Below are 26,281 nucleotides of genomic sequence, written 5' to 3' on the forward strand. Positions count from 1 at the left end.
GCCCCTGGGTCCCGGCCCTGTATCAACACGCCACCCCCGCCCCCCCCCGTTGCGCGGCCGAACCTCGGGGGGTGGGAGGGGGGCCCCGCCGACTCCCCCCGCGCCCGCCCCACGTGCCCGCCCCACGGGCGCGCCCGCCCGGCCGCGGCGCAGCGGCAGGCGCTCCCAGGAATGACGGCGAGGGTGGCGCAGCCCACCGCGCGCGCCTGGCGCCGCTGCACGCCGCGCGCTGGTGCCACGTGCGCCCCGGGCAGGTGGGATCCGCGCGCCGCGGACGGGCATTCGCCGGGCCGTTCGACGAACGAGCCAGGCGGATCGGCGGATTGGCGGATCGGTGGATCGGCGGGCGGCGACGCGAGCCGGCCGGGTGGGAGGGGCCGGGATCGGACGGATGGCTACTTGTGCTGCGTCGGCCTGGACCCCGGGCCCCGCCACCGGGTCGCCGCGCCCGGGCACGCGTCGGGCCGTGCGCCGCGTCGCTCAGCGGATCGGTGGGTTGCGGCGCGGGTTGGCCGGGGCGAGAGGGGCGGGGTCGTGCGGGTGGCCGTCGCGGCCCCTGCCGCCCCGCCCCGCCCCCCACCGCCGCAGCCCCGCCGCAGGTCCGGCGTCAGGCGGGCGGCCACTGCCAGGGGACCGGCAGGGTGTAGTGCCAGCCCGGGCGCCACGGCGGCGGGTGGCGCAGGACCTCCTCCAGACGGGCGCCGGTGAGCAGGCAGTCCAGGGCCCAGCGGTTGGCGGAGTGGGCGATCAGCAGGACGCGCCGACCGTCGAAGTGCTGGGCGACGCGTAACGCTCGAACAGCGCCTGCACGTAGTCCTCCAGGCGCCCGGCCAGCACGGGCGCGCTCAGGTCGGTGCGCCCCAGTTCGCGCCACGGCTCGGCGACCTTCTGCGCGTCGGGGGCGAACGCCAGGGCGTCCAGCAGCCGCCAGTACAAGTGGTCCCCGCCGGTGGTGAGGGCGCCGCCGGCCAGCTCGTAGGCGTCGGCGAAGGCCATGCCCGCCGGTACGCCGTGCAGCAGGGCCAGCGCGGTGCAGCAGTGGGCGACGTCCAGGTCCGCCGGGCCCCAGGAGGTCTCCACCCAGTCGACGACGCCGCTGACCGCCAGCTGTTCCCCGCTGCCGGTGAACAGCACGTTGCCGGAGTGGAAGTCGCGGTGCAGGAAACGGCCCCGGTGCGCCGGGGCCTCGCGGCCGATCACCTCCACCGCCCGCTCCCACAGGCGCGGGCGCTCGGTGGCGGCGGGGACCTGCACGCGCTCGGGGGAGGTCCACGCCTGCCAGGCGCGCGGACGCCGGTGCTCGGGCACCGCCACGGCGTGCACGGCCGCCAACTGCTCGGCCAGCAGGGTGGTGCGGCGCGCCACCTCGCCGTCCTCGCGCACCCGCACACTGCCGGGCAGGTGGGTCATCACCAGCGACGGGTCCTCGCAGTGCTCGCCCGTCGCGTCCACCGCGCGCAGCCGGGCGGCGGGGATGTCCCCGGCCTCCAGCAGGCGCAGCACACCGGCCTCGCGGGCCAGCAGTCCCGGGGCGTGGCGGCGGTAGAACGGCTTGACGAAGGAACGCAGCACGAGCGCGTAACCGTCTCCGCCGCCATCCTCGCGACCGCTGTCGGCGGGTTCGATGTCCAGGCGGCGCATCCGCGAGGTCCACCCGCCCTTGAGCTCCCGCACCCGGACGATCCGCTCGCCGGGCGCGAGCGCGCCCTCCACCCACCGGCGCGTGCCGGCCCACCCCTGGTCCTCGCCCTCGATCACGGACGACCACCCTACGCCCCACCCCCGTGCACCTCTCCGAGGGCCCCCGGAGTCCGGATGGCGCGGCATCAACTCCCGTACGGCAAGGGCCCACCGCTCCATGTTCGATATCCATAGAAATTTGACAGCGGTCCCCGCCCCCGCTTGGCTGGGTAGTCGAACCGCACACACCGGCACACCGCCGAAGGGGAGTTCGCCATGCCCAGGAAAGTCGTCTTCACCGCCACCGGCGCACCGGAGGTCCTCACCGTCCGCGAGGTTCCCCTGCCCCAGCCCGGCCCTGGCGAACTGCGCATCAGGGTCCAGGCGTTGGGCCTCAACCGCGCCGAGGCCCTCTACCGCGCCGGCACCTACCTGGAGGAGCCGAAGCTGCCCGCCACCCCCGGCTACGAGGCCGCCGGTACCGTGGACGCCGTCGGCGAGGGTGTCACCGGCTTCCGCGTCGGCGACCCGGTCGACTCCATCCCCGCGTTCCTCCAGAACGACTACGGTGTCTACGCCACCCACGCCGTCGTCCCCGCCCGCGCCGCCGTCCACCGCCCCGCGCACCTGAGCGCCGTCCAGGGCGCCGCCACCTGGATGCCCTACCTGACCGCCTACGGCGCCCTCGCCGAGGACGGGCACCTGCGCCCCGGCGACCACGTGCTGCTCACCGCCGCCGCATCCAGCGTGGGCCTGGCCGCGATCCGGATCGCCCGGCGCATCGGCGCCGTACCGATCGCCACCACCCGCACCCGCGCCAAGACGGCGCAGCTCCTGGACGCCGGCGCCGCCCGCGTCATCGTCACCGGCGAGGAGGACCTGCCCGCCCGCGTCCTGGACATCACCGGCGGCGAGGGCGTGCGGACCGTCTTCGACGCCGTGGCCGGCCCCGGCGTGAACACCCTCGCCCAGGCCATCGCCCCCGGCGGGCACCTGATCGTCTACGGGCGCCTGGACATGCGCGACACCCCCATGCCCGGCCAGGACACCTTCGCGCCCATCAGCAGCCGGTTCTACACCATCCACGAGGTCAGCCGCGACGCCCAGCGGCTGCGCCGCGCCCACGCGTTCATCACCGCCGGCCTGGCCGACGGCACGTTCACCCCGGCCGTCGACCGCGTCTTCGAGGGCCTCGACAGCATCGTCGAGGCCCACCGCTACCTGGAGGCCGGCACCCAGGTCGGCAAGATCGTCGTGACCGTCACCGACTGACCGCTGATCACCGATCACTGACCCCGGGCTCCGGGCGGGCCCGGGCCGGGCGATTGGCGCGAACGTGCCCGGGCGCGTTCAGGCGTTCAGGGCGCGTCCCGGGCCTCGGCGTCGGCGGCGGCGACCACCGCCGACAGCAGGCCCGGGAAGCGCCGCTCCAGTTCCTCCGCGCGCAGCGTGTTCATCTTCGTGGTGCCCACGTAGTACTGGCGCAGCACCCCGGCCGCGCGCAGCACCGAGAAGTGGTGACTGGAGGTGGAGCGCCCGACCGGCAGGTCGAAGGAGCCGCAGCTCAGATCGGCGCCCGCGTGCGCCAGGGTGCGCACCACCGAGCGCCTCGCCGGATCGGCCAGGGCCTCCAGCACCTGCTGGACGCTCACATCCTCCACACCGGGGTGCACGATCACCCGCGCCGTCACGCGTGCCCGTCCCACACCCACCACCCCTTCCCAAGCCCGGCCCCCGTCCCGCAGCGCTCCTAGTCAACGGCCGCGCACCACGCGCGACTTCATGCCCGACGCTACTACGGCAGGACCCCTGCCACGCGCGCCGCAACACCTCCGCAACACGAATCACGCACCGTACGCGCACGACGGCGCCCGCCGCACCCGCATCACGCCACCCGCCACAGCGCCCCCGGCCGGGGGCGCTCAGGCCGCTGCCGCTGGCGGAGCCGGGCACGGCGAACGCCGCAGTGGCAGGCACAACTCCTGCGTTCCGGCGGCCGGGTCGGTTTTCAGTTCCTTCGCCGGCACCCGGCCCGGCACCTGGTGTTCCTCGCCCAGTGCCGTGGCACGCCGCGCCACCGCGTGGGAGCGCGCCGCGAGCGCCTCACCGGTCTCACTGACCTCACCGGTCCCACCGCCCTCACTGACCTCACCGGTCCCACCGCCCTCACGGCCGTACTCGCGGCCGCCGACGCCCGTCGACCGTGGCGTCTCGGGCAGGCGCGGCACGTAGCACCCGCCGTGGGAGATCGGCGGGTTGGCGCCCGGGCCCCGGCCGGGCGCTCGTCGCCGCTGCGGAGCCCGCCCGCTGGAAGGGCGGGCCGGTGCACGTCCTGGCTCCCGGCTCCTGAACTACCGGCACCGGCCCGGCTCTTCTGCCGCTCGCCCGTTCGCCCGCCCGTCCGAGTCCCCGGGGCGGGCGGTATCAGGACAGCTGGGCAGCCAGCCCCGCGGTCAGGAACGCCAGACCGGCGGAGAACGCCTGATCCGGGTCGGCGGGCTGCTCGGCCTGCCACTGGGCCAGGTGGGGGTAGCGCCTCGGATCCACCGGCGGCGCGGTACCAGCATCGGCACGGTCATCACCATCGGCGCCGGAACCGGCACCGGCACCGGCCTCGGTGCCGGTGTGCGCAGCCTGTTCCTGCAGCACGAACCCGATCACGTAACTGGTCACCGCGTGCCCGAACATCGCCGCCTGCGCCAGTGCGAGCCCCTGCGCCCGCATCAGCGCCAGCCCCTCCTCCACCGCCCCCAGCGTCGCAGCCCCCGGGGCCAGGTGGGCGGACACCAGGCGCGCCCCGTCCCGGCGGGCCAGCAGCGCCCCGCGCAACCGGTGCGCGAAGTCCGCCGTCCGCCCGGCCCAGCCTGCCTGCGCTCCGTTGTCGGCCCCGTCGCCGGTGCCGGGCGCGGTGAAAACCCCGGCCACCACCGCGTCCGCCATCGCACCCAGCAGCTCCTGCTTGCTGCGCACGTGCCAGTACAGCGCGCCGCGCTGTACGCCGAGCCGGTCGGTCAGCGCCCGGGTGGTCAGCCGGTCCAGCCCGACCTCGTCCAGCAGCTCGAGCGCGGCCCGGACGACGTCCTCGCGGTGCAGTGCCATGGGGTGGGTGCGGTCCTTCCGGCAAACGGGATTCTCCAGGGACTTGAGCTTAGCTCAGGTCATCTGCCTATGATCGACCTGAGCATTGCTCAAGTACGCCGAATCCGGCCACCGGGCAAGGCGGTTCAGTGCTGCCGGAAGGACCAAAGGGGTGGGGGCATGGGGGAGTACGTGACGGTCAACGGACTGCGCACCTACTACGAGACGCGGGGTGAGGGCGAGCCCGTCGTCCTGCTGCACGGCGGCGGGGTGACCGCCGACAGCTGGTACGCCCAGATCCCCGCCCTCGCCGAACGCTTCCGCGTCCACGCCCCCGAACTTCGCGGCCACGGCCGCACCGCCGACGTCGAAGGCCCCGTCACCAGCGAGCTGATGGCCGACGACGTCATCGCCTTCCTGGAGACCCTCGCCACCGGTCCGGTCCACCTCGTCGGCTGGAGCGCCGGCGGCACGGTCGCCCTGCGCCTGGCGCTGCGTCGCCCCGACCTGGTGCGCAAGCTCGCCCTCATCAGCAGCGGCGTCAGCCGCGAGGGCGCCACCGACGCGGACGCGGCGATGCTGGACGACACCGAACGGCTCGCCGACATGTTCCGCCCCCAGTACGAACCTCTCTCCCCGGACGGCCCCGGCCACTTCCCCGTCGTCTTCGCCAAGTGGCTGAAGATGTGGCGCGAGGAGCCCGACATCGGCCTTGCGGCCCTGGCCGCCCTGCCCATGCCCGTGCTGGTCCTGCAGGGCGACGACGACGGCGTGCGCGTCTCCCACAGCGCCGACATGGCCGCCGCCATCCCCGACGCCCAACTCGCCGTCCTGCCCGGCACCTCCCACACCGCCCCCCTGGAGAAGCCCGCCCTGGTCAACCGGATCCTGCTCGACTTCCTCGCCGACCAGCAGGTCCCCAAGCTGCTGCCCCTCGGCTCCCTCACCCAGCCACCGCCCCGGCACTGACGGCTCCTCACGCGGTGTCCCGCCCGGCCGGGGGCGCGGCGACATGTGTGAGCGCCTCCGACCGCATCCGGGCGTGCGACTCCTTCGTGAGCGGCCTTCGCCGGTGCGGCCGATTGCTGTCCAGCGCTTCCGACCGGCCTGAGCGGCGGGACCTCGGACCCGCCCCCGAAAGACCTTGGCTCCCGCCCGTGCGGGACCTGAGGGCCGTTCCCGTCGGCGACGGCCCGCTTGGCGTCGACCTCCGCGAGGACGCGCGCCGGGTCGAAACGCGGGATGTGATCGGCGGGGCCGAGGAAGACATCCGCGATCCTGGCGCCCGTGCCGGGACGAAGGCGCCCATGCCAGGACGAGGGTGCCGTGCCAAGGGCGGGCGCCGGCTGCGCAGTGGTCCCGGGCTGGGGTCGGACGCGGCGCCCACGGTACTGGCCCTGCTCCTCCAGGGGTACGCACTGCCGGCGGACTACGCCCGGGCGCTGACCGCCCTGCGGCGGCTGGACGCCGGGCTCGTCACCGAGCTGACGGCCCTGCTGTGCGACGGTCGGCGCGATGCCGCGATCAGGCTGCTCAGGGACCGTACCGACGTCGATCTCGCCGCCGGCCGCCACCCAGTCACCGAGCTGGGCACCGAACTCGCCACCGAACTCGGCACCCAGATCGGCACGGAGTGAGGCAACCGGCGCGCCGCCCCCGGCTCAGGTGCCCGGGTGGGAGGCCGTCCAGCCGTGTTCGAGGAGCGCGAAGGCCTCGTCGGCGGCGCGGTCCGGGTCGGGGTGGCGCTGGATGAGGCTGCGGGCCTCCAGGGCGAAGCGGGCCAGGGCGGCGCAGCGGATGTCGTCTGCGGGTGCGCCGACGGCTTCGGCGATGGCGGCGGCCAGGGCCGCTTCGTGGCGGGTCCACATGCGGTGGGCGTAGTCGCGCAGGGCGGGGGTGTCCTGCACCAGGCGCAGGAAGGCGGCGAAGCGGGGGTCCGCGGCGTGGACGGCGAAGCGGGTCTGCCCGAGCAGGAGGTGGTCGCGCAGGGCCTGGGGGATGGACCGGCCCGGCGGGCGTTCGCGGACGGCGGCGACCAGTGCCGCCTCCAGGTCGTCGTCCTGGTCGAAGACCAGGGCCTCCTTGCCGGGGAAGTGCTTGAACAGGGTGGTGACCGAGACGTCGGCAGCGTCGGCGACGTCCTTGACGCCGACCTGGTCGTAGCCGCGTTCGAGGAAGAGCTCGAGTGCGGCGTCGGCCAGGGCCTGGCGGGTCTGGGCCTTCTTGCGCTCGCGGCGCCCGGTCGGTTCGGTCACCCGCCCATCCTACCCTGGAGTGAACCCGCTTCGAATGCGTAGTCATTGCACTTATTTAGCGAGTGTGCTTTCTTGGTGGTGCCCGGAGCTCCCGGCGACCCGCACCGACCTATCGAGGGGCACTTCCACTCCCATGAACCCTGCCCGCGACTCCCGCATCGCCATCGTCGGCGCCGGCCTCGGCGGCCTCACCTGCGCCCGGGTCCTGCAGCGGCACGGCCGCCGCGTCGCCGTCTTCGAACGCGAGGCGGGCGCCGACGCCCGCCCCCAGGGCGGCACCCTCGACCTGCACGCCGACACCGGGCAGGCCGCGCTGCGCTCGGCCGGACTCCTCGAACGCTTCCACGCCCTCGCCCGCCCCGAAGGCGACCAGTGGCGCGTGCTCGACCCCGCCACGGCCGAACCCCTGGCCGCTTTCGGTGCCCACGCCGCTGCCGAAGCAGATCCCGACACCGGCGCCCGGCCCGAGATCGACCGAGGCCAACTGCGCGGCCTGCTCCTGAACTCGCTCGCCGAAGGCACCGTGCGCTGGGACCACGCCGTCAGCGCGGCCGTCCCGCTCGCGGACGGCACCTGCCGGCTGCGGTTCGCCGACGGCACCACCGAGGACTTCGGCCTCGTCATCGGCGCCGACGGAGCCTGGTCCCGCGTACGCCCGGCCCTGTCCGCGGCCGTACCCCGCTACACCGGCGTCACCTTCTTCGAAACCGGATTCGACCACTGCGACACCCGTCACCCGGGTCTCGCCCGCCTGGTCGGCCACGGCTCGATGCTCGCCAAGGGGGCCGGCCGCACGCTGGTCGCCCAGCGCAACAGCAACCACCACATCCGCGCCTACATCGCGCTGCGCACTCCCCAGGCCTGGCACACGGCCGCCGGCGTCGACCCCGAGGACCAGCGGGCCGTACGCGCGCACCTGCTGGACCTGTTCGACGGCTGGGACGAGAGCCTGCGCTACCTTCTGCGCGGCGGTGACCACGGCTTCACCAGCCGGCCCCTGTTCGTCCTGCCCGCCCCGCACACCTGGCAGCACGTCCCCGGCCTCACGCTGCTCGGTGACGCCGCCCACCTGATGCCCCCGGCCGGACTCGGCGCCAACCTCGCCATGCTCGACGGCGCCGACCTCGCCCACGCCCTGGTCACGGAGGACGTCGTCGACGACGCCGTCCGCACCTACGAACGCCTCATGCTCCCGCGCTCCACCCACGCCGCGACGGGCAGTGCCCACGCCCTCGACCACCTCGTGCCCGCAACGACCTCATGAGCCCGCCGCGAATCTTGACGGGCACCGGGTGGTCGGGGTGCTGCCGGTTGCGGCACACCTCTGCGCCCGGCCAGGCCGGAAGAGCCCGGGAAGCGGCGCCCCGAGTCTCCGCTCCTGCACTCCTCGACAAACACCTCGTACTGAGAGCTAAAATCGGGGGTATGGCGACACGCGTTCCCGAAATGCCCGACGGCGTAGTGGCGGACGAGTTCTCCGCCCTGCTCGTCGGCATCCAGCGCATGCTCCGGCGGCGCCTGCGGCGCCGCGCGGAACGGCCCAGACTTCGTGGGGCGCAGGTGGAACTGCTGCGCCTGGTGATGGACAGCCCCGGCCTGAGGGTCTCCGAGGCCGCCGAGGAGCTGTGCCTGGCCGGGAACTCGGTGTCCACCCTGGTCAACCAGCTCGTCGCCCAGGACCTGCTGCGCCGCGAGGTGGACCCCGGCGACCGGCGGGCGGCGCTGCTGTACGCGATGCCGGCGGCCGAGGAACGGATCGAGGCCTGGCGCCGGCGCCGCCGGGCGCTGATGGCCGAGTTGGTGGCGGACCTGCCCGAGCCGGAGCGGGCCGCCCTGGCCGCCGCCCTGCCCGCGCTGCACAGCCTGGCCGAGGGCCTGCGCAACCTGCCCGACGAGGAGGAGTGATGGGCCAGGACGAAGCGGTGGTGTGCCAGAACCTGGAGTACAGCTTCACCCACGGCCGCGGAAAGATCACCCGCGCCGTGGACGGCATCGACCTGACCGTGCGCACCGGTGAGGTGTTCGGTCTGCTCGGCCCCAACGGCGCGGGCAAGACCACCACCATCCGCGCTATCACCACTCTGCTGCCGGTCGGCGCCGGCATGGTGCGCGTCTTCGGTCACGACGCCACCCGCCGCCCCATGGAGGTACGGCGCCTGCTCGGTTACGTCCCCCAGCAGTTGTCCGCCGACTCCGGACTCACCGGGCGCGAGAACGTGGCGCTGTTCGCCCGGGTCTTCGACGTCCCCCGCGCCGAACGCGCCCGGCGTGTCACCCAGGCCCTGGCCGCCGTCGACCTCACCGACGCCGCCGACCGGATGGCTGCCACCTACTCCGGCGGCATGGTGCGCCGCCTCGAACTCGCCCAGGCCCTGGTCAGCGCCCCGCGCCTGCTGGTCCTGGACGAACCCACCATCGGCCTGGACCCGATCGCCCGCACCGGCGTGTGGGAACGCGTGGACGCCGTCCGCAAGGCCACCGGCATGACCGTCCTGGTCACCACCCACTACATGGACGAGGCCGACCGCCACTGCGACCGCATCGCCCTGATGGACCGCGGCCGCATCCGGGCGCTGGGCACCCCCGCCGAACTCAAGGAGCAGGTCCGCCAGGTCCGCCAGCACGGCCCGGAAGGCGAGGACGGCAGGGGCGGCCAGGAAGGCCAGGAAGGCAGGGGCGGCCAGGACGAGCCCACCCTGGACGACGTGTTCCGCCACTTCGCCGGCCGCGACCTGGCCGACGCCACGGAAGGAGACTTCGGCGATGTCCGCCGTACCCGCCGCACGGCCAACCGCGTCGGCTGAAGGACCCGACCAAGGGCCCGAGTTGGACCTGCTGCTGGTGCCCCCGCGGGCCCGCACCGGCTGGCGCCTGGTACCCGCGCGCATCGCTGCGATGTGTACGGTGGAACTGCAGAAGCTGCGCCACGACCGCACCGAGCTCTACACCCGGGCCGTCCAGCCCGCCCTGTGGCTGCTGATCTTCGGCGAGACCTTCACCCGCCTCAAGGCCATCCCCACCGGCGGCATCCCCTACCTGGACTACCTCGCGCCGGGCATCATCGCCCAGTCCGCGATGTTCATCGCGATCTTCTACGGCATCATGATCATCTGGGAGCGGGACTCCGGGGTGCTCACCAAACTGCTGGTCACCCCCACCCCGCGCGGGGCCCTGGTCACCGGCAAGGCCTTCGCCGCCGGCGTCAAAGCCGTCCTCCAGGCCGTCGTCGTGGTCCTGATCGCCGCGGTCCTCGGCGTCGCGATGACCTGGAACCCGCTGCGCCTGCTGGGGGTGGTGGCGGTGGTGCTGCTCGGCTCGGCGTTCTTCTCCTGCCTGTCGATGGCCATCGCCGGGATCGTGCTGACCCGAGACCGTCTGATGGGCATCGGCCAGGCGATCACCATGCCGCTGTTCTTCGGCTCCAACGCCCTCTACCCCGTCCACCTGATGCCGGGCTGGCTGCAGGCCGTCAGCAAGGTCAACCCGCTCAGTTACCAGGTCGACGCACTGCGCGGCCTGCTGATCGGCACCCCGTCCCACTTGCCGCTGGACTTCGCCGTCCTGGCCGCCGCCACCCTGGCCGGCATCGCCGCGGCCTCCGCGCTGCTGGGCCGCCTGGCTCGCTGAGGCCCGTCGCGACACGGGGAGGAAATACGACAGGAGATGTCGGGTGAGGGGGAGAGGGTGGGGTCACCGGCCGGCGCCGTCACGGCGCCGGCCGGAGCGACCGACAAGGCAAGGACCCCATGCGCGAAACTCCCGACGAGCTCCACCGCCTCCAGGCCCTCCTGGACGCCTCGCTCTCCCGCTCCACCGCCCACCTGCGCTCCATCATCAGCAGCGAACGCAGCCTGACCGCCGACCGGCTCACCCGTGTGCTCACCGGCATGTGCACGCTCGCCCTGTCCACCGTCACCGCGAAGGGCGAGCCGCGCGTCAGTGGCGTGGACGGCCACTTCCTGCACGGCAAGTGGCACTTCGGCACCGCCCGCACCTCCGCCAAGGCCCGCCACCTGGCCGCCCGGCCCGCCGTCAGCGCCGCCCACCTGCGCGGGGAGGACCTGGGCGTGTTCACCCACGGCACCGTGGAGACCCTCAACCCCCACAACGGCGAGGCGGCCGCCGACTGGCCCGAACTGCTCGCCTACTTCCGCGACTTCTACGGCCACGACACCTTCGACTGGGACAACGACGTCGTCTACTACCGGCTGCACCCGCACTGGATGGCCGCTTTCGCCCTCGACCCCGCCCAGCTCGAAGCGAACGCGCACGAGCCGCACGAGGCGGACAAGGCATGAGCAGCGCCACCATCGACGTCGTCGGCGCCCGCACCAACAACCTGCGCGACGTGACCCTCAGCATCCCCAAAGGCCGACTCGTCGCCTTCACCGGCGTCAGCGGCAGCGGCAAGACCTCCCTGGCCATCGACACCCTCCACAGCGAAGCCCAACTGCGCTACCTGGACGGCCTGTCCCCGTTCGTCCGCCAGTACATCCCCCAGCGCAACCGCCCCAAGGTCGACCGCATCCTCGGCCTCGGCCCCACCCTCGCCGTCGACCAGCGCCGCCTCAACCGCAACCCCCGCTCCACCGTCGCCACCATCACCGGCATCGACGGACACCTCGGCCTGCTCTACTCCCGCCTGCCGCAACCCGGCCCCGACGGCCCGCACGGCCCCGGAGCCGACGACACGCCGAGCACCGCGTCCTTCGACCGCCACACCCCCGAAGGCAGCTGCCCCGACTGCCACGGCACCGGCGGACACCGGCGCGCCCACGAGGACCTCGTCATCACCCGCCCCGACCTGCCCCTCTTCGACGGCGCCTCCCCCTGGTACGCCTCATGGCGCTCCGCCGAACACCACTTCGTCCCCGCCCTCGCCGCCGAACGCGGCGTCGACCTCGCCCTCCCCTGGGAGCAACTGCCCGCCGCCTTCCGCCACCAGGTCCTCCACGGCACCGGATCCGAGGCCATCGAGGCCACCGTCACCATCCCGAACAGGCACGAGAGCGCCCGGATGACCTACACCTCCACCCAGCCGCTGCGCGGCGCCCTCGCCGAAGTGGAACGGGTCTTCGCCAACGCCCGCACCCCCGCCGCCAAACAGCGCTACCTGCCCTACCTGCGCCAACAGCCCTGCCCCACCTGCCACGGCAGCGGATACGGCCACGCCGCCCGCACCGTACGCCTGGGCGGCCTCACCTACCCCGACCTGCTGGAGGTGGACGTCCACGAGGTGCGCGCCTGGGCCGCCCACCTCGCCGACACCCTCGACACGCCCCGGCGCACCGTCGGAGAACCCCTCCTGCACGACCTCACCCGCCGCCTGCACCTGCTGGAACGCCTCGGTCTGGCCCACCTCCAGCTCTCCCGCCCCGTCACCACCCTCTCCGGCGGCGAACTGCAGCGCACCCGCCTCGTCGCCCAGCTCGGCACCCAGCTGAGCGACGTCGTCTTCGTCCTCGACGAACCCGGCGCCGGCCTGCACCCCGCCGACAAGAAGCACCTCCTCGACATCGCCCTCGAACTGCGCGACGCCGGCAACACCGTCCTTCTCGTCGAACACGATCCCGAACTCATCGCCCGCGCCGACTGGATCGTCGACCTGGGGCCGGGCGCGGGCCGCCACGGCGGCCGGGTCCTGGTCAGCGGCCCACCGGACCGGGTCGCCGCCCACCCCACCTCCGCCACCGGCCGCCACCTCGCCGGCCGCACACCCCGGCTGCGCCGCGCCCCGCGCCCGGTGCGCGCGGACTCCGCCTGGATCGAACTGCACGGCCTGCGCGCCCACCACACCCGCGCCGACGTGCTGCGCCTGCCCGCCGGGCGGCTCACCTGCCTGACCGGGGTCAGCGGCAGCGGCAAGAGCAGCGTCCTGGGCGCAATCGCCGCAGGCGCCGCCGCCGCCCTGGGCGGTACGGCCGCCGACACCGTGCGCCGGGTCGGCGGTCTCGACGGATTCGGCTGGGTCGCCGTCGTCGACCAGGACCCCCTCGGACGCACCCCGCGCTCCAACCCTGCCACCTACAGCAAGGCCTTCGACCACATCCGCCACCTGTTCGCCGCCACCGGGACGGCCCGCGCGCGCGGCCTGGACGCCTCCTGGTTCAGCTTCAACACCACCGGCGGACGCTGCGAGAGCTGCACCGGCCACGGCCGCAAACTCGTCGACCTGCACTTCCTGCCCGACGTGTGGGTGGTGTGCGACACCTGCGACGGGCGGCGCTACCGGCCCGAGGCCCTGGAGATCACCTACCGGGGGCTGGCCGTCGACCAGGTGCTGGAACTGAGCGTCGACCAGGCCAGGGAGGTCTTCACCCGGCCCCGGCAGCTCGCCCGGACCCTCGCCGCGCTCGACGGGGTCGGGCTCGGCTACCTGCGGCTGGGCCAGAGCGCCACCGAACTGTCGGGGGGCGAGGCGCAGCGACTGAAACTCGCCTCCGCGATCCAGCGCGGCGCCACCAGCCGCAAGGCCGGCCTCGTCGTGCTCGACGAGCCCGTGTCCGGTCTGCACCCCCGCGACGTCCAGCAGGTCGTCGACGCGCTCGACGCGCTGCTCGACACCGGCAACACCGTCGTCGTCGCCGAACACGACATCCCCCTCGCCGCGTCCGCGGACTGGGTGATCGACCTCGGCCCCGGAGCCGGCCCCGACGGCGGCACCGTCGTCGCCCAGGGCACTCCCGACACCGTCGCCCGCGCCGACACTCCCACCGCCCACTACCTGCGCCGCCACGCGGCCGGCCGGCCGCTCCTGGACGCCCCGGGCGACGCACGGGAGGACGCGGGGCGCTGACCGCGCGGCGGGCGGGCCCGCCCGACCGGCGACAATGGTGCGCGGGCCGTGGGCGAACAGCCGCGACGGGCGGACGAACCAGAGACGAAGGAGGCGAGGTGCGGGCGAGCCGGGCCATCGCGCTGCTGCTGCTCCTCCAGACCCGGCAGACGATGACCGCCGCGCAACTCGCGGCCGAACTCGAGGTCTCCGAACGCACCGTGCAGCGCGACATCGCCGCCCTGCTCGAAGCCGGAGTCCCGGTGTACGCCGAACGCGGCCGCGGCGGGGGCTACCGGCTCGTCGACGGCTACCGCACCCGCCTGACCGGCCTCGAACGCGCCGAAGCCGAGGTCCTGCACCTGGCCGGACTCCCCGGTCCGCTGCGCGACATGGGCCTGGCCGGGCACGCCCTCGCCGCCCGGCTGAAGGTCGCCGCCGTCCTCGGCGACGCCCCCGCGACCGCCGCCCGGCGCTTCCACCTCGACGCACCTGCCTGGTTCCGCGAGCCGGAGACCCCGCCGCTGCTCGCCGAGGTCTCCCGCGCGGTGTGGGAGGAGCGCGTCCTCGACGCCGGCTACGCGGCACGCGGCGGCAGCCGCCGGCGGCGCCTGGAGCCGTACGGCCTGGTCCTGAAGGCCGGCCGCTGGTACGTCGCCGCACGCGGCCCCTCCGGCCGCATCGCCTCCTACCGCGTCGACCGCTTCGAAACCGCCGAAGCCGGCGACGAACACTTCGAACGCGACCCGGACTTCGACCTCGCCGCCTACTGGACCACCGCGGCACGGGAGTTCACCCGCGCCATGCTGCGCGAACGCGCCGTGGTACGCCTGAGCCCGCTCGCCGTCGACCAGCTGGCCGTCCTGCTGGAGCCGACCGCCGCCACCGACGCCCTCGCCACCGCAGGCCCGGCGGACGCCGACGGCTGGGTCACCGTGACCCTGCCGCTCGAGACCTGGGACATCGGCTACTTCGACCTGCTACGCCTCGGCCCGGAGGCCGAGGTCCTCCACCCGCCCGAACTCCGCGCCCGCCTCGCCGACGCGGCCCGCCGCGCCGCTGCCCTGTACGCCTGAGGGGGGCGGTGCCGGCGCCGGTGCCCGGAACCGGTCCGCCCCGGAGGCCGAGGCCCTCGAACCACCCCGCAGGGGCGCGCGCCGAGCCCGGGCACCCGGGCTCGGCGCGCGTGGGGACGGAGGAGCAGCGGGGGTGGGGCTCCGGGTGGTGAGACCGCGGATGAGCCGGCCGGCCGCAGACCGCCCTGACCCCGGCGGGGCCGCCCCGGTACGGAGCGGCCCCGCCGGGGGCACGGGTCAGGCGCCGTGGATGCCCTGGCCCGGGGTGAGGATCCCCGCCGGGTCGAAGCGCCGCTTGGCCTGCACCACCTGCTCCCACAGCCCCCCGTAGTGACGCTGCCAGTCGGCGGCCGTCATCCCCGGCACCGCCCCGATCAGGTACCGCTTGCCGCCCAGCTGGACCGCCCGCTCGTACAGGCGCCGGTTGCGCTCCAGCATGCCCGCGATGTCCGCGCCCGGGGCGGGGAAGGCCAGCAGGTCGAAGTGCCAGCCCACCTCCTCCTGCGGCAGCACCGCCAGCGGCGTGCGCACCTCGTCCCGCGTGTACGGGTAGAACAGCAGCAGCCCCGCCCCCAGGTCCGCGGCCGTCAGCGACGCGGCCGCCTCCCGCATGAACACCCCCGCCGTGGAGGCCGGCAGGAACAGGCTCAGCCACGGCTTGGGCAGCCCCCAGAACCCCGCCGCCCGCAGGTAGCCCGCGTACGCGTCCACCCGGAACGCGTACTCGCGCCAGCCCTGCTCCACCACCGACGTCTCACCCGCCACCGGGTTCAGCCCCGCCAGCAGCTTCTCGCGGTCCACCGGGTGCCCGGCGTCGCCGTAGGCCACCAGCTCCGCCGTGTACCGCCACCGCTGTCCGTCCGCGCTGCGCACCACGTTGCCGACCTGGAGGTCGAACCGGCCGTCGGCCAGCACCTTCGCCTGGTCCGCGAGGTAGGCGTCCAGGTCGTCGTAGGCCAGGGTGAACACGGTGGAGCGCTCGCGGGCCGGCACCAGCGCGAGCGTCGCCCGCACGATGATGCCCGCCTGGCCGCCGCCGGCCAGCACCGCCTCGAACAGCTCCCGGTTGCGTTCGCGCGAGGCCGTCACCAGCTCACCGGTGCCGGTCACGACCTGCAGCTCCCGCACCGTGTCGGTCTGCAGGCCGTGGTGCTGCACCGCGCCGCCGATCCCGCCCACGCTCAGCGTGCCGCCCACCGACAGGTGCAGGTAGTCCGTCAGTACCGGCGGCATCCAGCCCTGGGCCAGGGCGGCGTCCGCCAGCTGCGCCCAGGTGGCGCCGGCCTCCACCACGGCCTCGCCGGGCCGGATCGACACCACCTCGTCCAGACCGCGGGCGTCGATCGCGATGCCGCCGCGCGGGTTGGCCTGGCCGTAGCTGGAGTGCGACTCCAGCCCCGCCTGCCCGACCACCGCCGCGTCCCCGCTCTGCCCGTTGACGGCCACCGGGATGCGGTGGCGCCGGGCGAAGTCGACGACCCGCTGCACGTCTCGCACCGAGGCGGGCCGCAGCACCGCGCGGGGCGCGGCGCTGACCAGGTGCCCGAAGTCGGAGGAGAACCGCTCCACGCCCTCGCCCAGCGTCACCACCCCGTCCAGCGCGGGCAGTTCGGCGACACCGGCCTCCGGCGCGGTAGCCCAGGCCCGGGCGGCGGTGTTCCACCCGACGACGGCGGCGCCCGCGCCGGCGATCAGGGCGCGGCGGGACAGTCCTGACCTGCTCATATCAGGTTTTCTCCGATCAGTCGTCAAATAGTGATTGTTGTACCGCAACCGGCCCGCGCCCGCCTACCGGCCCGCATGCCCTCGCCGCTCGCGCCGGGCCGTACGCCCCGCCGCTCGTACCGGCCCGGTCACGTCACCGGCTCACCTGCCCGAGCCGGCGCTCGATCTCCTTGAGCTGTGCCATCGAGTGGTCCCACATCCGGCGCTGGTAGGCGGGGGCGTCGGTCGGGATCCGGGCGCTGACGGCCCTGGCCTCCTCCAACAGCGCCCGCCGCGCCTCGGGCAGGCGGGCCACCCGCGGGCTGACCTCGCTCAGCTCCCGCAAGACGTAGGCGAGTTTGTAGGCGTGGGCGCGTGGACTGACCGCGAACAGGATCCGGTAGACCCACAGCCCCTCCTCGCCCTCCAGGATCCGGTCGTTGTGGCTCATCAGCCGCACCCGCGCCTTCAGCACCAGGTCCGTGTGCACGTTCATGTGGCGTGTCCCCCTTGGTCGTTGCTCAAGTACGTCCACCCCCCGGTGCCGGCGCCAGGGCGCGACGGTCCGCACGCCGGCCGCCCGGGAAGCGGGCGGCGGCGCGTGGGCCGCGGAGGGGGAGTGGGGTGTTGCACGAGTGTGCGGCGTGCGCGGGGGGCACGGCAAGGCGGAACAAGGGTGTGCTGCGTCCTACCGAAACCCTTGCCTGACCTGGCAGGATTGGGGTCGGCATCCTCCGGGGCCGGGAAGGCCCGCCGTACCCCCCGAGTGCGGTCCCGCCCGAGGTGGCCCAGCCCGCCCGGAACGAATTGGCCCAGGCGACGGGTCAGTTCCGCACTACCGTGGGCACCATGACAACGGGATCCACCGCCACCGACCAGCCCACCCCCTCGGCCGAGGCTCTGGCCCGGGCGCCGATGCGCCAGGCCCGCAACTCGGCCGCCTTCTGGACCGCGACCGGGCGGAGCCGGAGCGCGCTGGTCGGGCTGCCGGGCGTGGACGTGTTCCTCGCCTCGCACGAGGGCGTGGCCGCGGGAGCCTGCGCCAGGGCCGTGTACGACGGCATCGGCAGCCACTACTGGGTCGCCACCTCGCCGGCCTTCCGCTCGCGCGGCGTGGGCCGGGCCGTCATGCTCGGCTCCCTCGCCGACCTCGCGGACCTGCCCGCCACCCTCACCGCCTCCAAGCTGGGCAGGCCCCTGTACGAGTCGCTGGGCTACACCGCCGCGGCGCCCTCGACCTGGTGGGCCTCCCCCCGCCCCGCCGAGCTAGCCTGACGGCATGTTCATCTTGGAGCTGACCTACACCGCCCCGCTGGAGCGGATCGACGAAGCGCTGCCGCAGCACGTGCAGTGGCTGGACTCCCACTACGCGGCGGGCACCTTCCTGGCCTCGGGGCGCAAGGTGCCGCGCGACGGCGGGGTGATCCTCGCGGCGGGGCAGGACCGGGCCGGGATCGAGGCGCTGGTGGCCACCGACCCGTTCGTCCGCCTGGGGCTGACCGAGTACCGGGTGACGGAGTTCCTGGCCACCGTCACCGCCCCGGCGCTTCAGGACTACCGCCAGCAGCTGCCCGCCTCCTGATCCCCGTCGCCGCCGCGACCCGAGTGCCCCGAAGCCGCCGTGCGGTTCGGGGCACGGTCGCTTTCTGGCTACGATCGGTGAGCGCGGGGCAAGGACGTAACGCGAGTTTCTGCAAGTTCGGCATTTCGGCGGGAGTGGACGGATGGCACACGCACGGGCCGGGCAGCCGGCGCAGCCCGGGGACCTGGTGGACGTGGCACGGCTGGTGACGGCGTACTACACGCTGCGCCCGGATCCGCAGGAGGTGGCACAGCGCGTGGCCTTCGGTACCTCGGGGCACCGGGGCTCCTCGCTGGACGCGGCCTTCAACGAGGACCACATCGCGGCGACCACGCAGGCGATCTGCGAGTACCGGGCCGAGCAGGGGGTGGCGGGCCCGCTGTTCCTGGGGGCGGACACCCACGCGCTGTCCGAGCCGGCCAAGGCGACCGCGCTGGAGGTGCTGGCCGCCAACGGCGTGCAGGTGCTGATCGACGCCGCCGACGGCTACACCCCCACCCCGGCGGTCTCGCACGCGATCCTGGCCCACAACCGGCGCAGCCCCCGGGCGCTGGCCGACGGCATCGTCGTGACGCCGTCGCACAACCCGCCGCGCGACGGCGGCTTCAAGTACAACCCGCCCAGCGGCGGCCCGGCCGGCTCCGAGGCCACCGGCTGGATCCAGGACCGCGCCAACGAGCTGATCCGCGAGGGCCTGCGCGGGGTCAAGAGGGTCCCGTACGCGCGGGCGCTGGCCGCGGCCACCACCGGGCGCCACGACTTCCTGGGCGCCTACGTGAAGGACCTCCCCTCGGTGCTGGACCTGGACGCGGTGCGCGCGGCGGGGCTGCGCATCGGCGCGGACCCGCTGGGCGGGGCGTCGGTGGCCTACTGGGGGCGCATCGCGGAGACCCACCGCCTGGACCTGACGGTGGTCAACCCGGTCACCGACCCGACCTGGCGGTTCATGACGCTGGACTGGGACGGCAAGATCCGCATGGACTGCTCCTCCCCGGCCGCGATGGCCTCCCTCATCGGCCGCAAGGACGAGTACGCCATTGCCACGGGCAACGACGCGGACGCCGACCGGCACGGCATCGTCACGCCCGACGGCGGCCTGATGAATCCCAACCACTACCTGGCGGTGGCCGTCGACTACCTCTACCGCCACCGCGCCGACTGGCCGGGCGATGCGGCGGTGGGCAAGACACTGGTCTCCTCCTCGATGCTGGACCGCGTCGCCGTCGACCTGCGCCGCGCGCTGGTGGAGGTCCCGGTCGGCTTCAAGTGGTTCGTCGAGGGCCTGCTGGAGGGCTCGATCGCGTTCGGCGGCGAGGAGAGCGCCGGTGCCTCCTTCCTGCGCCGTGACGGAGGGGTGTGGAGCACCGACAAGGACGGCATCCTGCTGGCCCTGCTCGCCTCCGAGATCACCGCCGTCACCGGCACCACCCCCAGCGCCTACTACCGTGACCTGACCGATCGCCACGGCGCCCCCGCCTACGCCCGGGTGGACGCCCCCGCCGACCGCGAGCAGAAGGGCCGCCTGGCCCGGCTGTCGCCCGAGCAGGTCACGGCCGGCGAACTGGCGGGGGAGAAGATCACCGCGGTGCTCTCCCACGCCCCCGGCAACGGGGCGGCCATCGGTGGCCTGAAGGTGTGCACCGACAACGCCTGGTTCGCCGCCCGGCCCTCGGGCACCGAGGACGTGTACAAGATCTACGCCGAGTCGTTCCTGGGCGAGGAGCACCTGGCGCGGGTGCAGCAGGAGGCCCGCGCCCTGGTCGGCGAGGTCCTGGGAGCCTGACGCACGCCGTCGGCGCCCCGGCCGCCGCCCCCCGTGGGGGCAACGGAGGCCGGGGCGCCGGCCCGCTCCCGTCCCCAGCCGGTGCGCCCGGCGGGGCCGCTTGGGCCGGAGCCGGTGCGTGCGTCGGGCCCGCCCCCGTACGGTCTGTCAGTTGCTCGTCGGCGTCGCGGCCGGTACTGCCGCCGTCCGTAGGGCCGGGCGCTGGTCGCGGGTGGTGGTCGCCGCGATCGCGCACGCCGCCAGTGCCAGTACCGCCGCCGCCAGCGGGAACCACCGCTCGCCCAGCACCGCGATCGCCGCCGAGCCCGCCACCCCGCCGGCCGCCGTGCCCAGGTACAGGGCGCTGCTGTTCAGGGAGATCAGCAGGGGCGCGTTCGCCGGGTCGATCGAGGCCAGCCGGTGCGGCAGCGCCACCGACACCGCCCAGCCCGCCAGCGGAACCACAACCGAGTACGCCAGTGCCCCCGGCATGCTGCGCCCCAGCCACGGCAGCGCGGCGAAGGCGCAGGCGGCGACGGCGGAGCCGGCCAGCAGCACCCTGCGCACTCCGGCGCGGTCGACCAGGCGTCCGCCCAGCCAGCTGCCGGCCACCGACATCACGCCGACGGTGAGCAGGATGAGGCTCAGCCGGTCGGCGTCGCCGCCGGTGGCGCCGTGGACGGCGGTGGCGAGGTAGATGTAGACGCTCTGGAAGGCGAGGAAGAAGGCGAGGGTGGTGGCGCCCGCGCCGAGCACCCGGCGCCGGCCCAGCGGGGCGAGGCGGGCGCCGAGGGGCAGGGCGGCGGCGGGGGCGGGCAGGTCCCGCAGCAGGGCGGCGAGTCCGGCGAACGCTGCCAGGCCCAGGGCGGTGACCAGCCACATCGTCAGCCGCCAGTCGGCGCGCCCGACCCAGGTACCCAGCGGCACGCCGAGCGCGGTGGCGACGGTCATGCCGCCGAGCACGGTGGCGATCGCCCGGCCGCGTCGTTCGGGGGCGACCAGGGCGGTGGCGACCGCGTTGGCCGTGGGGGTGTAGAGGGCGGCGCCGGCGGCGGCCAGCACCCGGGTGGCCAGCAGCAGTGCGTAGCTGGGGGCCAGGGCGCTGAGCGCGTTGGCGGCGCTGAAGACGGCGAGCGCGGTCAGCAGCAGGCGCCGGCGCGGCCAGCGGGCGGTGGCGGCGGCCAGCGGCGGGGCCAGCAGGGCATAGCCGAGTGCGAAGACGGTGACCAGCTGGCCGGCGGCACCCACCGACACGCCGAGGTCGGCGGAGATCGGGCCGAGGATGCCGGCCACGACCATCGAGTCGGTGCCCATGGCGAAGGTCCCGAGGGCGAGGAGGAGCAGGCGTACGGGCACGGGAAAGCCCCCCGAGGCGATTGTTGGACGTACATGCAACGGTTTGATGCTCGCCAAACAATCAGGGATTGGTGGATGATTGTCAAACCATCCACCGCCGCCGCACCCCCGAGGATCGGAGCCAGACCATGACCCCCGCGCCGACGACCCCTGCTCCGATGACCGCCGCGCCGACGATCCCCGCGCACGTGAGCGCCGCGCGGCTGGGCGAGGAGGAGCGGCTTCCCCAGCCCGCGACCGCCGACATCGACCTCGTCACCGTCCTGCACGCCCTCGGCGACCCCGTGCGCATGCGTCTGCTGCTCAGCTACGCCGACGGCGCCGAACACTCCTGCGCACCCCGCGACCTGGGCCTGGACCACCTGCACAAGTCGACCGTCTCCCACCACATGCGTGTCCTGCGCGAGGCCGGCGTCACCACCACCCGGGTCGCCGGCCGCAACCGCTTCGTCAGCCTGCGCCGCACCGACCTGGACGCCCGCTTCCCCGGCCTGCTGGACGCCCTCCTCGCGTCGGCACCCGCACCCGCACCCGCACCCGCACCCGCGCCCGGGGCCGGGTCCGGGTCCGGGTCCGGGTCCGACTGAGGGTGCCGCGCGGCGGCGTCAGCGTGCCAGCCTCGCCACGGCCTCCGGGGTGACGGGCGCGAAGAAGTTGACGAGGTTGCCGTCCGGGTCGCGAACCAGCAGCGACCGGTTGCCCCAGGGCATCGTGGCGGGCCCGGCGACGACGTCGGCGACGACACCGGCCAGGTCCTCGTGCACCCGGTCCACGTCGTCGACCAGGAACTCGGTGATCACGCTGCGGTTGTCCGCCGGGCCGGCGCAGCGCGGGGCGAACAGCGGGACGGTACGGGTGGAGGCGATCGCGAGGGTCGCGCGGGCCGTCCTGAGCTCGGCGAAGTCCTCGGTGGCCCACACCGCCCGCCCCCCGGTGGCCCGCTCGTAGAACCCGACGAGGCGGGCGACGTCGCCGGTGATGATGCGGATCGAGACGAAGTCCATGGAATCTCCCTGGCCGTGCGTGCTGAAACCTTGCGTTCCGTAGGCTAGGAGCAATACCGGACAGAACCGGTCCCCTATCCGCGGTAGGTTGCCCAGATGCCCCGACCCACCGCCCGCGTGCTGACCCTCCTGGAACTCCTCCAGTCGGGCGGCACCCGCACCGTGGCCGAACTCGCCGACCGCCTCGGTGTCCAAGGACGCACCGTGCGCCGCTACGTGGACCGGCTGATCGAGCTGGACGTGCCCGTGGAATCGGTACGCGGCCGCTACGGCGGCTACCGCCTCGCCCCCGGCTACCGCCTGCCCCCGCTCATGCTCAGCGACGACGAGGCACTGGCCGTGCTCCTCGGCCTGCTCGCCGGACGCCGCACCGCGCTGACCACCACCCAGCGCACCGCCAACGAGACGGCCACGGCGAAGATCCGCCGGGTACTGCCGCGGCACACCGCCCGCCGCCTCGACGCCCTCCAGGACGCCCTCGCCTTCACCGACCGCCCCGGGCCGCCCGAGACCGCCGACACCCCCGACGCCGACGTCCTGCTCACGGTCGCCGACGCGGTGCGCCACCGCCGGCCCCTCGCCATCCGCTACACCGGCCGCGACGGCCGGCGCAGCGAGCGCACCCTGCACGCCCGCGGGATCGTCGCCCACGCCGGCCGCTGGTACGTCACCGGCGAGGACACCGGGATCGACGAGGAACGGACCTTCCGGCTGGACCGCGTCACCGACGCCAGGACCCTGCCCGGCTCCTTCCCGGAACCGACCGGCTCCGACCCGGACCACGACCTCGCCCGGCGCGTGCTCACCGGCTTCGCCACCGCGGACTACCGCCACCGGGTGACCCTGCGCATCAACGCGACGCCCGAACACGTCCGCACCCACCTGCCCGCCTCCGTCGCCCGGTTGGAGGAGCACGAACCCGGTACGGTCCCGGACGACGGGGCACCCGAGCAGCAGCGCTGGCTGCGGGTCGAGCTGCGGGCGCAACGGCTCGACTGGCTGCCCCCGGTGCTCGCCGCACTCGACCGGCCGTTCGTCATCGAGCGCCCCGACGAACTGCGCGACCTGGTCACCGCACTCGCCGACCGCCTCGCCTCCGGCGCACGGACAAGCGGCGCGTAGGGTCCCTAGCGCACCGCAGCTCGCGGTGACAACGGAAAGGACGGTTCATGCCGATCAGGGGCGTACTCTTCGACGTCGACGACACCTTGTTCGACTACTCCGGCTCGGAGGAGGCGGGCATCCTCGCCCACCTGCGCGACGTCGGGCTGCTGGACCGCTTCCCCACCCCGCAGGCGGCCGTCGCCCTGTGGCGCAGCATCATGGAGTACCAGTACGCCCGCTACCTCGCCCGGGAACTCACCCTGCGCGGCCAGCAGTACGAACGCACCCGCCAGTTCCTCGCCCAACTCGGCCAGGACGGCGCCGAGCACCTGAGCGACGAACAGGCCGCCGCCTGGTTCGCCGGCTACGCCGCCCACCGCGACGCCGCCTGGAGCGCCTTCCCCGACGCCGAGCCCGCCCTCCTGCAACTCGCCCCGCACTACCGGCTCGGCATCGTCTCCAACTCCGACGCCGACCACCAGCGCCGCAAACTGCGCGCCATCGGCCTGCTCGACCACCTCGGCGACGTCCTCGTCTGCTCGGACCAGCACGGCGAAGCCAAACCCGCTCCCGGCATCTTCCACGCCGGCTGCGCCGCCCTGGGCCTGCCCCCGCACGAGGTCGCCTACGTCGGCGACAAGTACACCCTCGACGCCGAAGGTGCCCGGGACGCCGGGCTCCACGCCTTCTGGCTCGACCGCGCCGCCACCGACACCCCCGTCGGCCCCGGCATCCACGTCCTGCACACCCTCGCCACCCTCGCTCCCACCCTGGCCGCCTGACCCCCGCCCGCCCCACGACGTCGGCCCCCGGCGCGGGCAGGATTTCGGCCGGTTCGACTCCTGTTGTGTGCTGGCCGCCAGCGTGGGCGGCATCAGCGGTTTCGGCGGGCGGGTGTCCGCGGTTTTCCGGTGGGCCGTACGGGGCCGGGGCTAGGGTGGGGACATGGTTGCCCCCTCCGCAGAAGAAGAAGTGGCCATGCCCGCGCGGGAGTTCGTCAGCGCACCCGCCTTGATCCTCCGGTCCCTGGTCTCCGACCCGCACCGGCGGGCCGTCACCACCGCCGACGGCGTCGAGATCACCGGCGGCGACTTCGCCGCCGCCACCTACCGCCTCGCCCACGAGCTCATCGCCCGCGGCGTGGGCCGCGGCGCGACGGTCACCCTGCTCACCGGCAACACCGCCGAGGCGCTCAGCGCCCGCTACGCCTCGGGTCTGGCGGGCGCGCGGGTGGTCAACCTGTACGACGGGATGAGTGCCCCGGTCCTGGCCGAGATCACGGCCAGCGTGGACACCACCGTCCTGCTCGTCGACGCCGAACGCTACGCGGGCGCCGCCGAGTTGCTGTCGTTGATCGACGTGCCCGCCGTCCTGACCCTGGGCCCCGGCCCCGACGGCCCCGGCTCCGACGGCGCCGGTGTCGCCATCGGCGAGGACGTGATCGCCGCCTCCGCCGGCCGTCCCGCCGAGGAGCCCGCCGTCCGCATCGGCCCCGACGACGACCTCGGCATCCGCCACACCGGCGGCACCACCGGGATCCCCAAGGGCATCCTGAGCCTGCACGGCCCCTACCGCAGCGCCTTCGACTTCCCCTACGGCGACCCCCGCCCCGGGGACGAACCGCCCCGCCTCCTCGCCGCCACCTCCCTGGCCCACCTCGCCGGCGTCCTGTCGGACCTGACCCTCCACCACGGAGGATCCGTGGTCCTCCACCGCACCTTCGACCCCGCCCAGGTCCTCGCCGCCGTCGAACGCGAACGCATCACCGATCTGTGGGTGCTGCCCCCGCTGCTCTACCAGCTCCTCGACCATCCCGACCTCGCCCGCACAGACCTGTCCAGCCTGCGGCGCGTCTCCTACGGCGGCTGCGCCGCCTCCCCGACCCGGATCCGCGAGGCCCTCAAGGTGTTCGGCCCCGTGCTGGTGAGCGGCTACGGCATGTCGGAGGCGCAGAACATCGCGATGCTCGGCCCCACCGAGCACGACCGCATCGGCCACGGCGGCCAGCTCTCGGTGGGCCGCCCGCTGCCGGGCGTCGAGGTGGAGATCCACGGCGCCGACGGCACCGTGCTGCCGACCGGCGAGCAGGGGGAGGTGCACGTCCGCTCGGACACCCTGATGGCCGGGTACTGGAAGCAGCCCGAGCTCACCGCCCGGGTCCTGCGGGACGGGTGGCTGGACACCGGCGACATCGGCTACTTCGACGCGGACGGCTACCTCTACCTCGCCGACCGCCTCAAGGACCTGATCATCGTCGTCGGCGGCCACGTCTACCCGTCCGAGGTCGAGGACCTGCTGCTCACCCACCCGGCGATCGCCCAGTGCGCCGTGTTCGGCGTGCGCGACACCCAGGAGTCCGAGCACGTCCACGTCGCCGTCGTCCCCGCGCCGGGGCAGCAGCCGCGGCTGGAGGAGGTCCGTGCCTTCGTCACCGCCCGCAAGGGCCGGATCTACGCCCCCGAGGCCCTGCACCTGGTCGACGCGATCCCCCTGACGTCCGTCGGCAAGCCGGACAAGAAGCGCCTGCGGGCGGCGGCCTCGGCGCCCTGAGCCGTCCGGACCAGGGAAGCGGGTGGGCGGCCCGGTGCCGGCGCCGGTCAGGGCGCCAGCACGCCCCCGCCGCGCCCGTCACCAGCAGGGTGGCACCGGCGGGCAGCCTCAGCAGGTCCAGCGCCTGCGCCGCGCCGCCCCGGCCGGTGCACCCGAGCGGGTCAGGGCGTCCACCGGGTTCACTCCGGCCGCCTCGACCCGCACCCGCACCTGCCCGGCGCCCGCCACCGGCCGTTCCACCTCAACCAGTTCCAGCGCTTCGGGACCGCCGAAGTCCCGTACCACCACCGCGCGCATCGCACCCCACTCCTCCGAGAACCAGCAACCATCGGCAACGCTTGCCAACACCGCCCAA

Annotated in this window: 26 protein-coding genes; 17 read left to right on the forward strand and 9 right to left on the reverse strand. The window is 74.4% G+C overall.

The genetic code is table 11. The features are described from left to right. Positions 1-747: 747 nt before the first annotated feature. Positions 748-1,758, reverse strand: coding sequence for a phosphotransferase family protein (locus ACH4J0_RS25490; RefSeq protein WP_396242872.1), 1,011 nt, complete (start codon positions 1,756-1,758; stop codon positions 748-750). A 198-nt stretch (positions 1,759-1,956) separates the two neighbouring features. Here ACH4J0_RS25490 and ACH4J0_RS25495 point away from each other — a divergent pair, with 198 nt between their 5' ends. Further along, positions 1,957-2,952 (forward strand): zinc-dependent alcohol dehydrogenase family protein, encoded by a 996-nt coding sequence (locus ACH4J0_RS25495; protein ID WP_396242873.1) that lies wholly within the window; start codon positions 1,957-1,959, stop codon positions 2,950-2,952. 86 nt (positions 2,953-3,038) lie between these two features. On the opposite strand, the gene ACH4J0_RS25500 is transcribed toward ACH4J0_RS25495, so the two are convergent. Together ACH4J0_RS25500 and ACH4J0_RS25505 are read right to left on the reverse strand one after the other, a co-directional pair. Then, on the reverse strand, positions 3,039-3,386 hold the full coding sequence (locus tag ACH4J0_RS25500) for a helix-turn-helix transcriptional regulator (RefSeq protein ID WP_030552897.1): 348 nt from the start codon (positions 3,384-3,386) through the stop codon (positions 3,039-3,041). A gap of 718 nt (positions 3,387-4,104) precedes the next feature. Then, positions 4,105-4,779: a TetR/AcrR family transcriptional regulator C-terminal domain-containing protein gene (locus tag ACH4J0_RS25505; RefSeq protein WP_396242874.1), complete on the reverse strand. Its 675-nt coding sequence runs from the start codon at positions 4,777-4,779 to the stop codon at positions 4,105-4,107. 159 nt (positions 4,780-4,938) lie between these two features. On the opposite strand from ACH4J0_RS25505, the gene ACH4J0_RS25510 reads away from it, so the two are divergent. Together ACH4J0_RS25510 and ACH4J0_RS25515 are read left to right on the forward strand one after the other, a co-directional pair. Further along, a complete protein-coding gene (locus ACH4J0_RS25510; protein WP_396242875.1) occupies positions 4,939-5,727 on the forward strand; it encodes an alpha/beta fold hydrolase in 789 nt (262 codons plus the stop codon). A gap of 338 nt (positions 5,728-6,065) precedes the next feature. Beyond that, positions 6,066-6,395 carry a hypothetical protein gene (locus ACH4J0_RS25515; protein ID WP_396242876.1) on the forward strand — a complete coding sequence of 110 codons (330 nt, stop codon included), beginning with the start codon at positions 6,066-6,068 and terminating at the stop codon, positions 6,393-6,395. Positions 6,396-6,419: 24 nt separating this feature from the next. On the opposite strand, the gene ACH4J0_RS25520 is transcribed toward ACH4J0_RS25515, so the two are convergent. Next, positions 6,420-7,013 carry a TetR/AcrR family transcriptional regulator gene (locus tag ACH4J0_RS25520; RefSeq protein WP_396242877.1) on the reverse strand — a complete coding sequence of 198 codons (594 nt, stop codon included), beginning with the start codon at positions 7,011-7,013 and terminating at the stop codon, positions 6,420-6,422. 133 nt (positions 7,014-7,146) lie between these two features. On the opposite strand from ACH4J0_RS25520, the gene ACH4J0_RS25525 reads away from it, so the two are divergent. The 7 genes from ACH4J0_RS25525 (at position 7,147) to ACH4J0_RS25555 (ending at position 14,864) form a co-directional block, all read left to right on the forward strand. Then, the gene (locus ACH4J0_RS25525; protein WP_396242878.1) at positions 7,147-8,277 is read left to right on the forward strand and encodes an FAD-dependent oxidoreductase; all 1,131 of its coding nucleotides are present in this window, start codon (positions 7,147-7,149) and stop codon (positions 8,275-8,277) included. A gap of 161 nt (positions 8,278-8,438) precedes the next feature. Beyond that, on the forward strand, positions 8,439-8,918 hold the full coding sequence (locus ACH4J0_RS25530; RefSeq protein ID WP_396242879.1) for a MarR family winged helix-turn-helix transcriptional regulator: 480 nt from the start codon (positions 8,439-8,441) through the stop codon (positions 8,916-8,918). Then, the gene (locus ACH4J0_RS25535; protein ID WP_396242880.1) at positions 8,918-9,817 is read left to right on the forward strand and encodes an ATP-binding cassette domain-containing protein; all 900 of its coding nucleotides are present in this window, start codon (positions 8,918-8,920) and stop codon (positions 9,815-9,817) included. Before ACH4J0_RS25530 ends, ACH4J0_RS25535 begins: the two co-directional genes overlap by 1 nt. Further along, positions 9,777-10,640: an ABC transporter permease gene (locus ACH4J0_RS25540; protein WP_396242881.1), complete on the forward strand. Its 864-nt coding sequence runs from the start codon at positions 9,777-9,779 to the stop codon at positions 10,638-10,640. The genes ACH4J0_RS25535 and ACH4J0_RS25540 overlap by 41 nt, the downstream gene beginning before the upstream one ends. A 119-nt stretch (positions 10,641-10,759) precedes the next feature. Continuing rightward, positions 10,760-11,311, forward strand: a complete 552-nt coding sequence (locus ACH4J0_RS25545; protein ID WP_396242882.1) for a pyridoxamine 5'-phosphate oxidase family protein — start codon at positions 10,760-10,762, stop codon at positions 11,309-11,311. Beyond that, positions 11,308-13,809 carry an excinuclease ABC subunit UvrA gene (locus tag ACH4J0_RS25550; RefSeq protein WP_396242883.1) on the forward strand — a complete coding sequence of 834 codons (2,502 nt, stop codon included), beginning with the start codon at positions 11,308-11,310 and terminating at the stop codon, positions 13,807-13,809. The genes ACH4J0_RS25545 and ACH4J0_RS25550 overlap by 4 nt, the downstream gene beginning before the upstream one ends. A 98-nt stretch (positions 13,810-13,907) precedes the next feature. Then, a complete protein-coding gene (locus ACH4J0_RS25555; RefSeq protein WP_396242884.1) occupies positions 13,908-14,864 on the forward strand; it encodes a helix-turn-helix transcriptional regulator in 957 nt (318 codons plus the stop codon). Between the two features lie 237 nt (positions 14,865-15,101). Here ACH4J0_RS25555 and ACH4J0_RS25560 read toward each other — a convergent pair whose 3' ends face one another. Then, positions 15,102-16,589 (reverse strand): FAD-binding protein, encoded by a 1,488-nt coding sequence (locus tag ACH4J0_RS25560; protein ID WP_396242885.1) that lies wholly within the window; start codon positions 16,587-16,589, stop codon positions 15,102-15,104. A gap of 133 nt (positions 16,590-16,722) precedes the next feature. Beyond that, positions 16,723-17,064: a hypothetical protein gene (locus ACH4J0_RS25565; protein WP_396242886.1), complete on the reverse strand. Its 342-nt coding sequence runs from the start codon at positions 17,062-17,064 to the stop codon at positions 16,723-16,725. A gap of 353 nt (positions 17,065-17,417) precedes the next feature. Here ACH4J0_RS25565 and ACH4J0_RS25570 point away from each other — a divergent pair, with 353 nt between their 5' ends. The 3 genes from ACH4J0_RS25570 to pgm all read left to right on the forward strand — a co-directional run bounded on the left by ACH4J0_RS25570 (position 17,418) and on the right by pgm (position 19,933). After that, the gene (locus ACH4J0_RS25570; RefSeq protein ID WP_396242887.1) at positions 17,418-17,843 is read left to right on the forward strand and encodes a GNAT family N-acetyltransferase; all 426 of its coding nucleotides are present in this window, start codon (positions 17,418-17,420) and stop codon (positions 17,841-17,843) included. 4 nt (positions 17,844-17,847) lie between these two features. Continuing rightward, positions 17,848-18,150 carry a YciI family protein gene (locus ACH4J0_RS25575; RefSeq protein WP_396242888.1) on the forward strand — a complete coding sequence of 101 codons (303 nt, stop codon included), beginning with the start codon at positions 17,848-17,850 and terminating at the stop codon, positions 18,148-18,150. Positions 18,151-18,292: 142 nt separating this feature from the next. Next, positions 18,293-19,933: a phosphoglucomutase (alpha-D-glucose-1,6-bisphosphate-dependent) gene (gene pgm / locus ACH4J0_RS25580; RefSeq protein WP_396242889.1), complete on the forward strand. Its 1,641-nt coding sequence runs from the start codon at positions 18,293-18,295 to the stop codon at positions 19,931-19,933. Between the two features lie 147 nt (positions 19,934-20,080). Here the strand turns inward: pgm and ACH4J0_RS25585 are convergent, their stop codons facing one another. Then, a complete protein-coding gene (locus ACH4J0_RS25585; RefSeq protein ID WP_396242890.1) occupies positions 20,081-21,268 on the reverse strand; it encodes an MFS transporter in 1,188 nt (395 codons plus the stop codon). A gap of 128 nt (positions 21,269-21,396) precedes the next feature. On the opposite strand from ACH4J0_RS25585, the gene ACH4J0_RS25590 reads away from it, so the two are divergent. Beyond that, the gene (locus tag ACH4J0_RS25590; protein WP_396242892.1) at positions 21,397-21,855 is read left to right on the forward strand and encodes an ArsR/SmtB family transcription factor; all 459 of its coding nucleotides are present in this window, start codon (positions 21,397-21,399) and stop codon (positions 21,853-21,855) included. Between the two features lie 18 nt (positions 21,856-21,873). Here the strand turns inward: ACH4J0_RS25590 and ACH4J0_RS25595 are convergent, their stop codons facing one another. Further along, positions 21,874-22,272 (reverse strand): VOC family protein, encoded by a 399-nt coding sequence (locus tag ACH4J0_RS25595; RefSeq protein WP_396242893.1) that lies wholly within the window; start codon positions 22,270-22,272, stop codon positions 21,874-21,876. A 96-nt stretch (positions 22,273-22,368) separates the two neighbouring features. Here ACH4J0_RS25595 and ACH4J0_RS25600 point away from each other — a divergent pair, with 96 nt between their 5' ends. The 3 genes from ACH4J0_RS25600 (at position 22,369) to ACH4J0_RS25610 (ending at position 25,926) form a co-directional block, all read left to right on the forward strand. Continuing rightward, positions 22,369-23,394 (forward strand): helix-turn-helix transcriptional regulator, encoded by a 1,026-nt coding sequence (locus ACH4J0_RS25600; RefSeq protein ID WP_396242894.1) that lies wholly within the window; start codon positions 22,369-22,371, stop codon positions 23,392-23,394. Between the two features lie 47 nt (positions 23,395-23,441). Beyond that, complete coding sequence (locus ACH4J0_RS25605) at positions 23,442-24,158, forward strand: HAD family hydrolase (protein WP_396242895.1); 717 nt, start codon at positions 23,442-23,444, stop codon at positions 24,156-24,158. A 163-nt stretch (positions 24,159-24,321) separates the two neighbouring features. Next, positions 24,322-25,926, forward strand: coding sequence for an AMP-binding protein (locus tag ACH4J0_RS25610; protein WP_396242896.1), 1,605 nt, complete (start codon positions 24,322-24,324; stop codon positions 25,924-25,926). 108 nt (positions 25,927-26,034) lie between these two features. Here ACH4J0_RS25610 and ACH4J0_RS25615 read toward each other — a convergent pair whose 3' ends face one another. Beyond that, positions 26,035-26,223: a hypothetical protein gene (locus ACH4J0_RS25615; protein WP_396242897.1), complete on the reverse strand. Its 189-nt coding sequence runs from the start codon at positions 26,221-26,223 to the stop codon at positions 26,035-26,037. Between the last annotated feature and the right edge of the window lie 58 nt (positions 26,224-26,281).

It is taken from the genome of Kitasatospora sp. NPDC017646, assembly GCF_044329365.1.
Lineage (GTDB): Bacteria > Actinomycetota > Actinomycetes > Streptomycetales > Streptomycetaceae > Kitasatospora.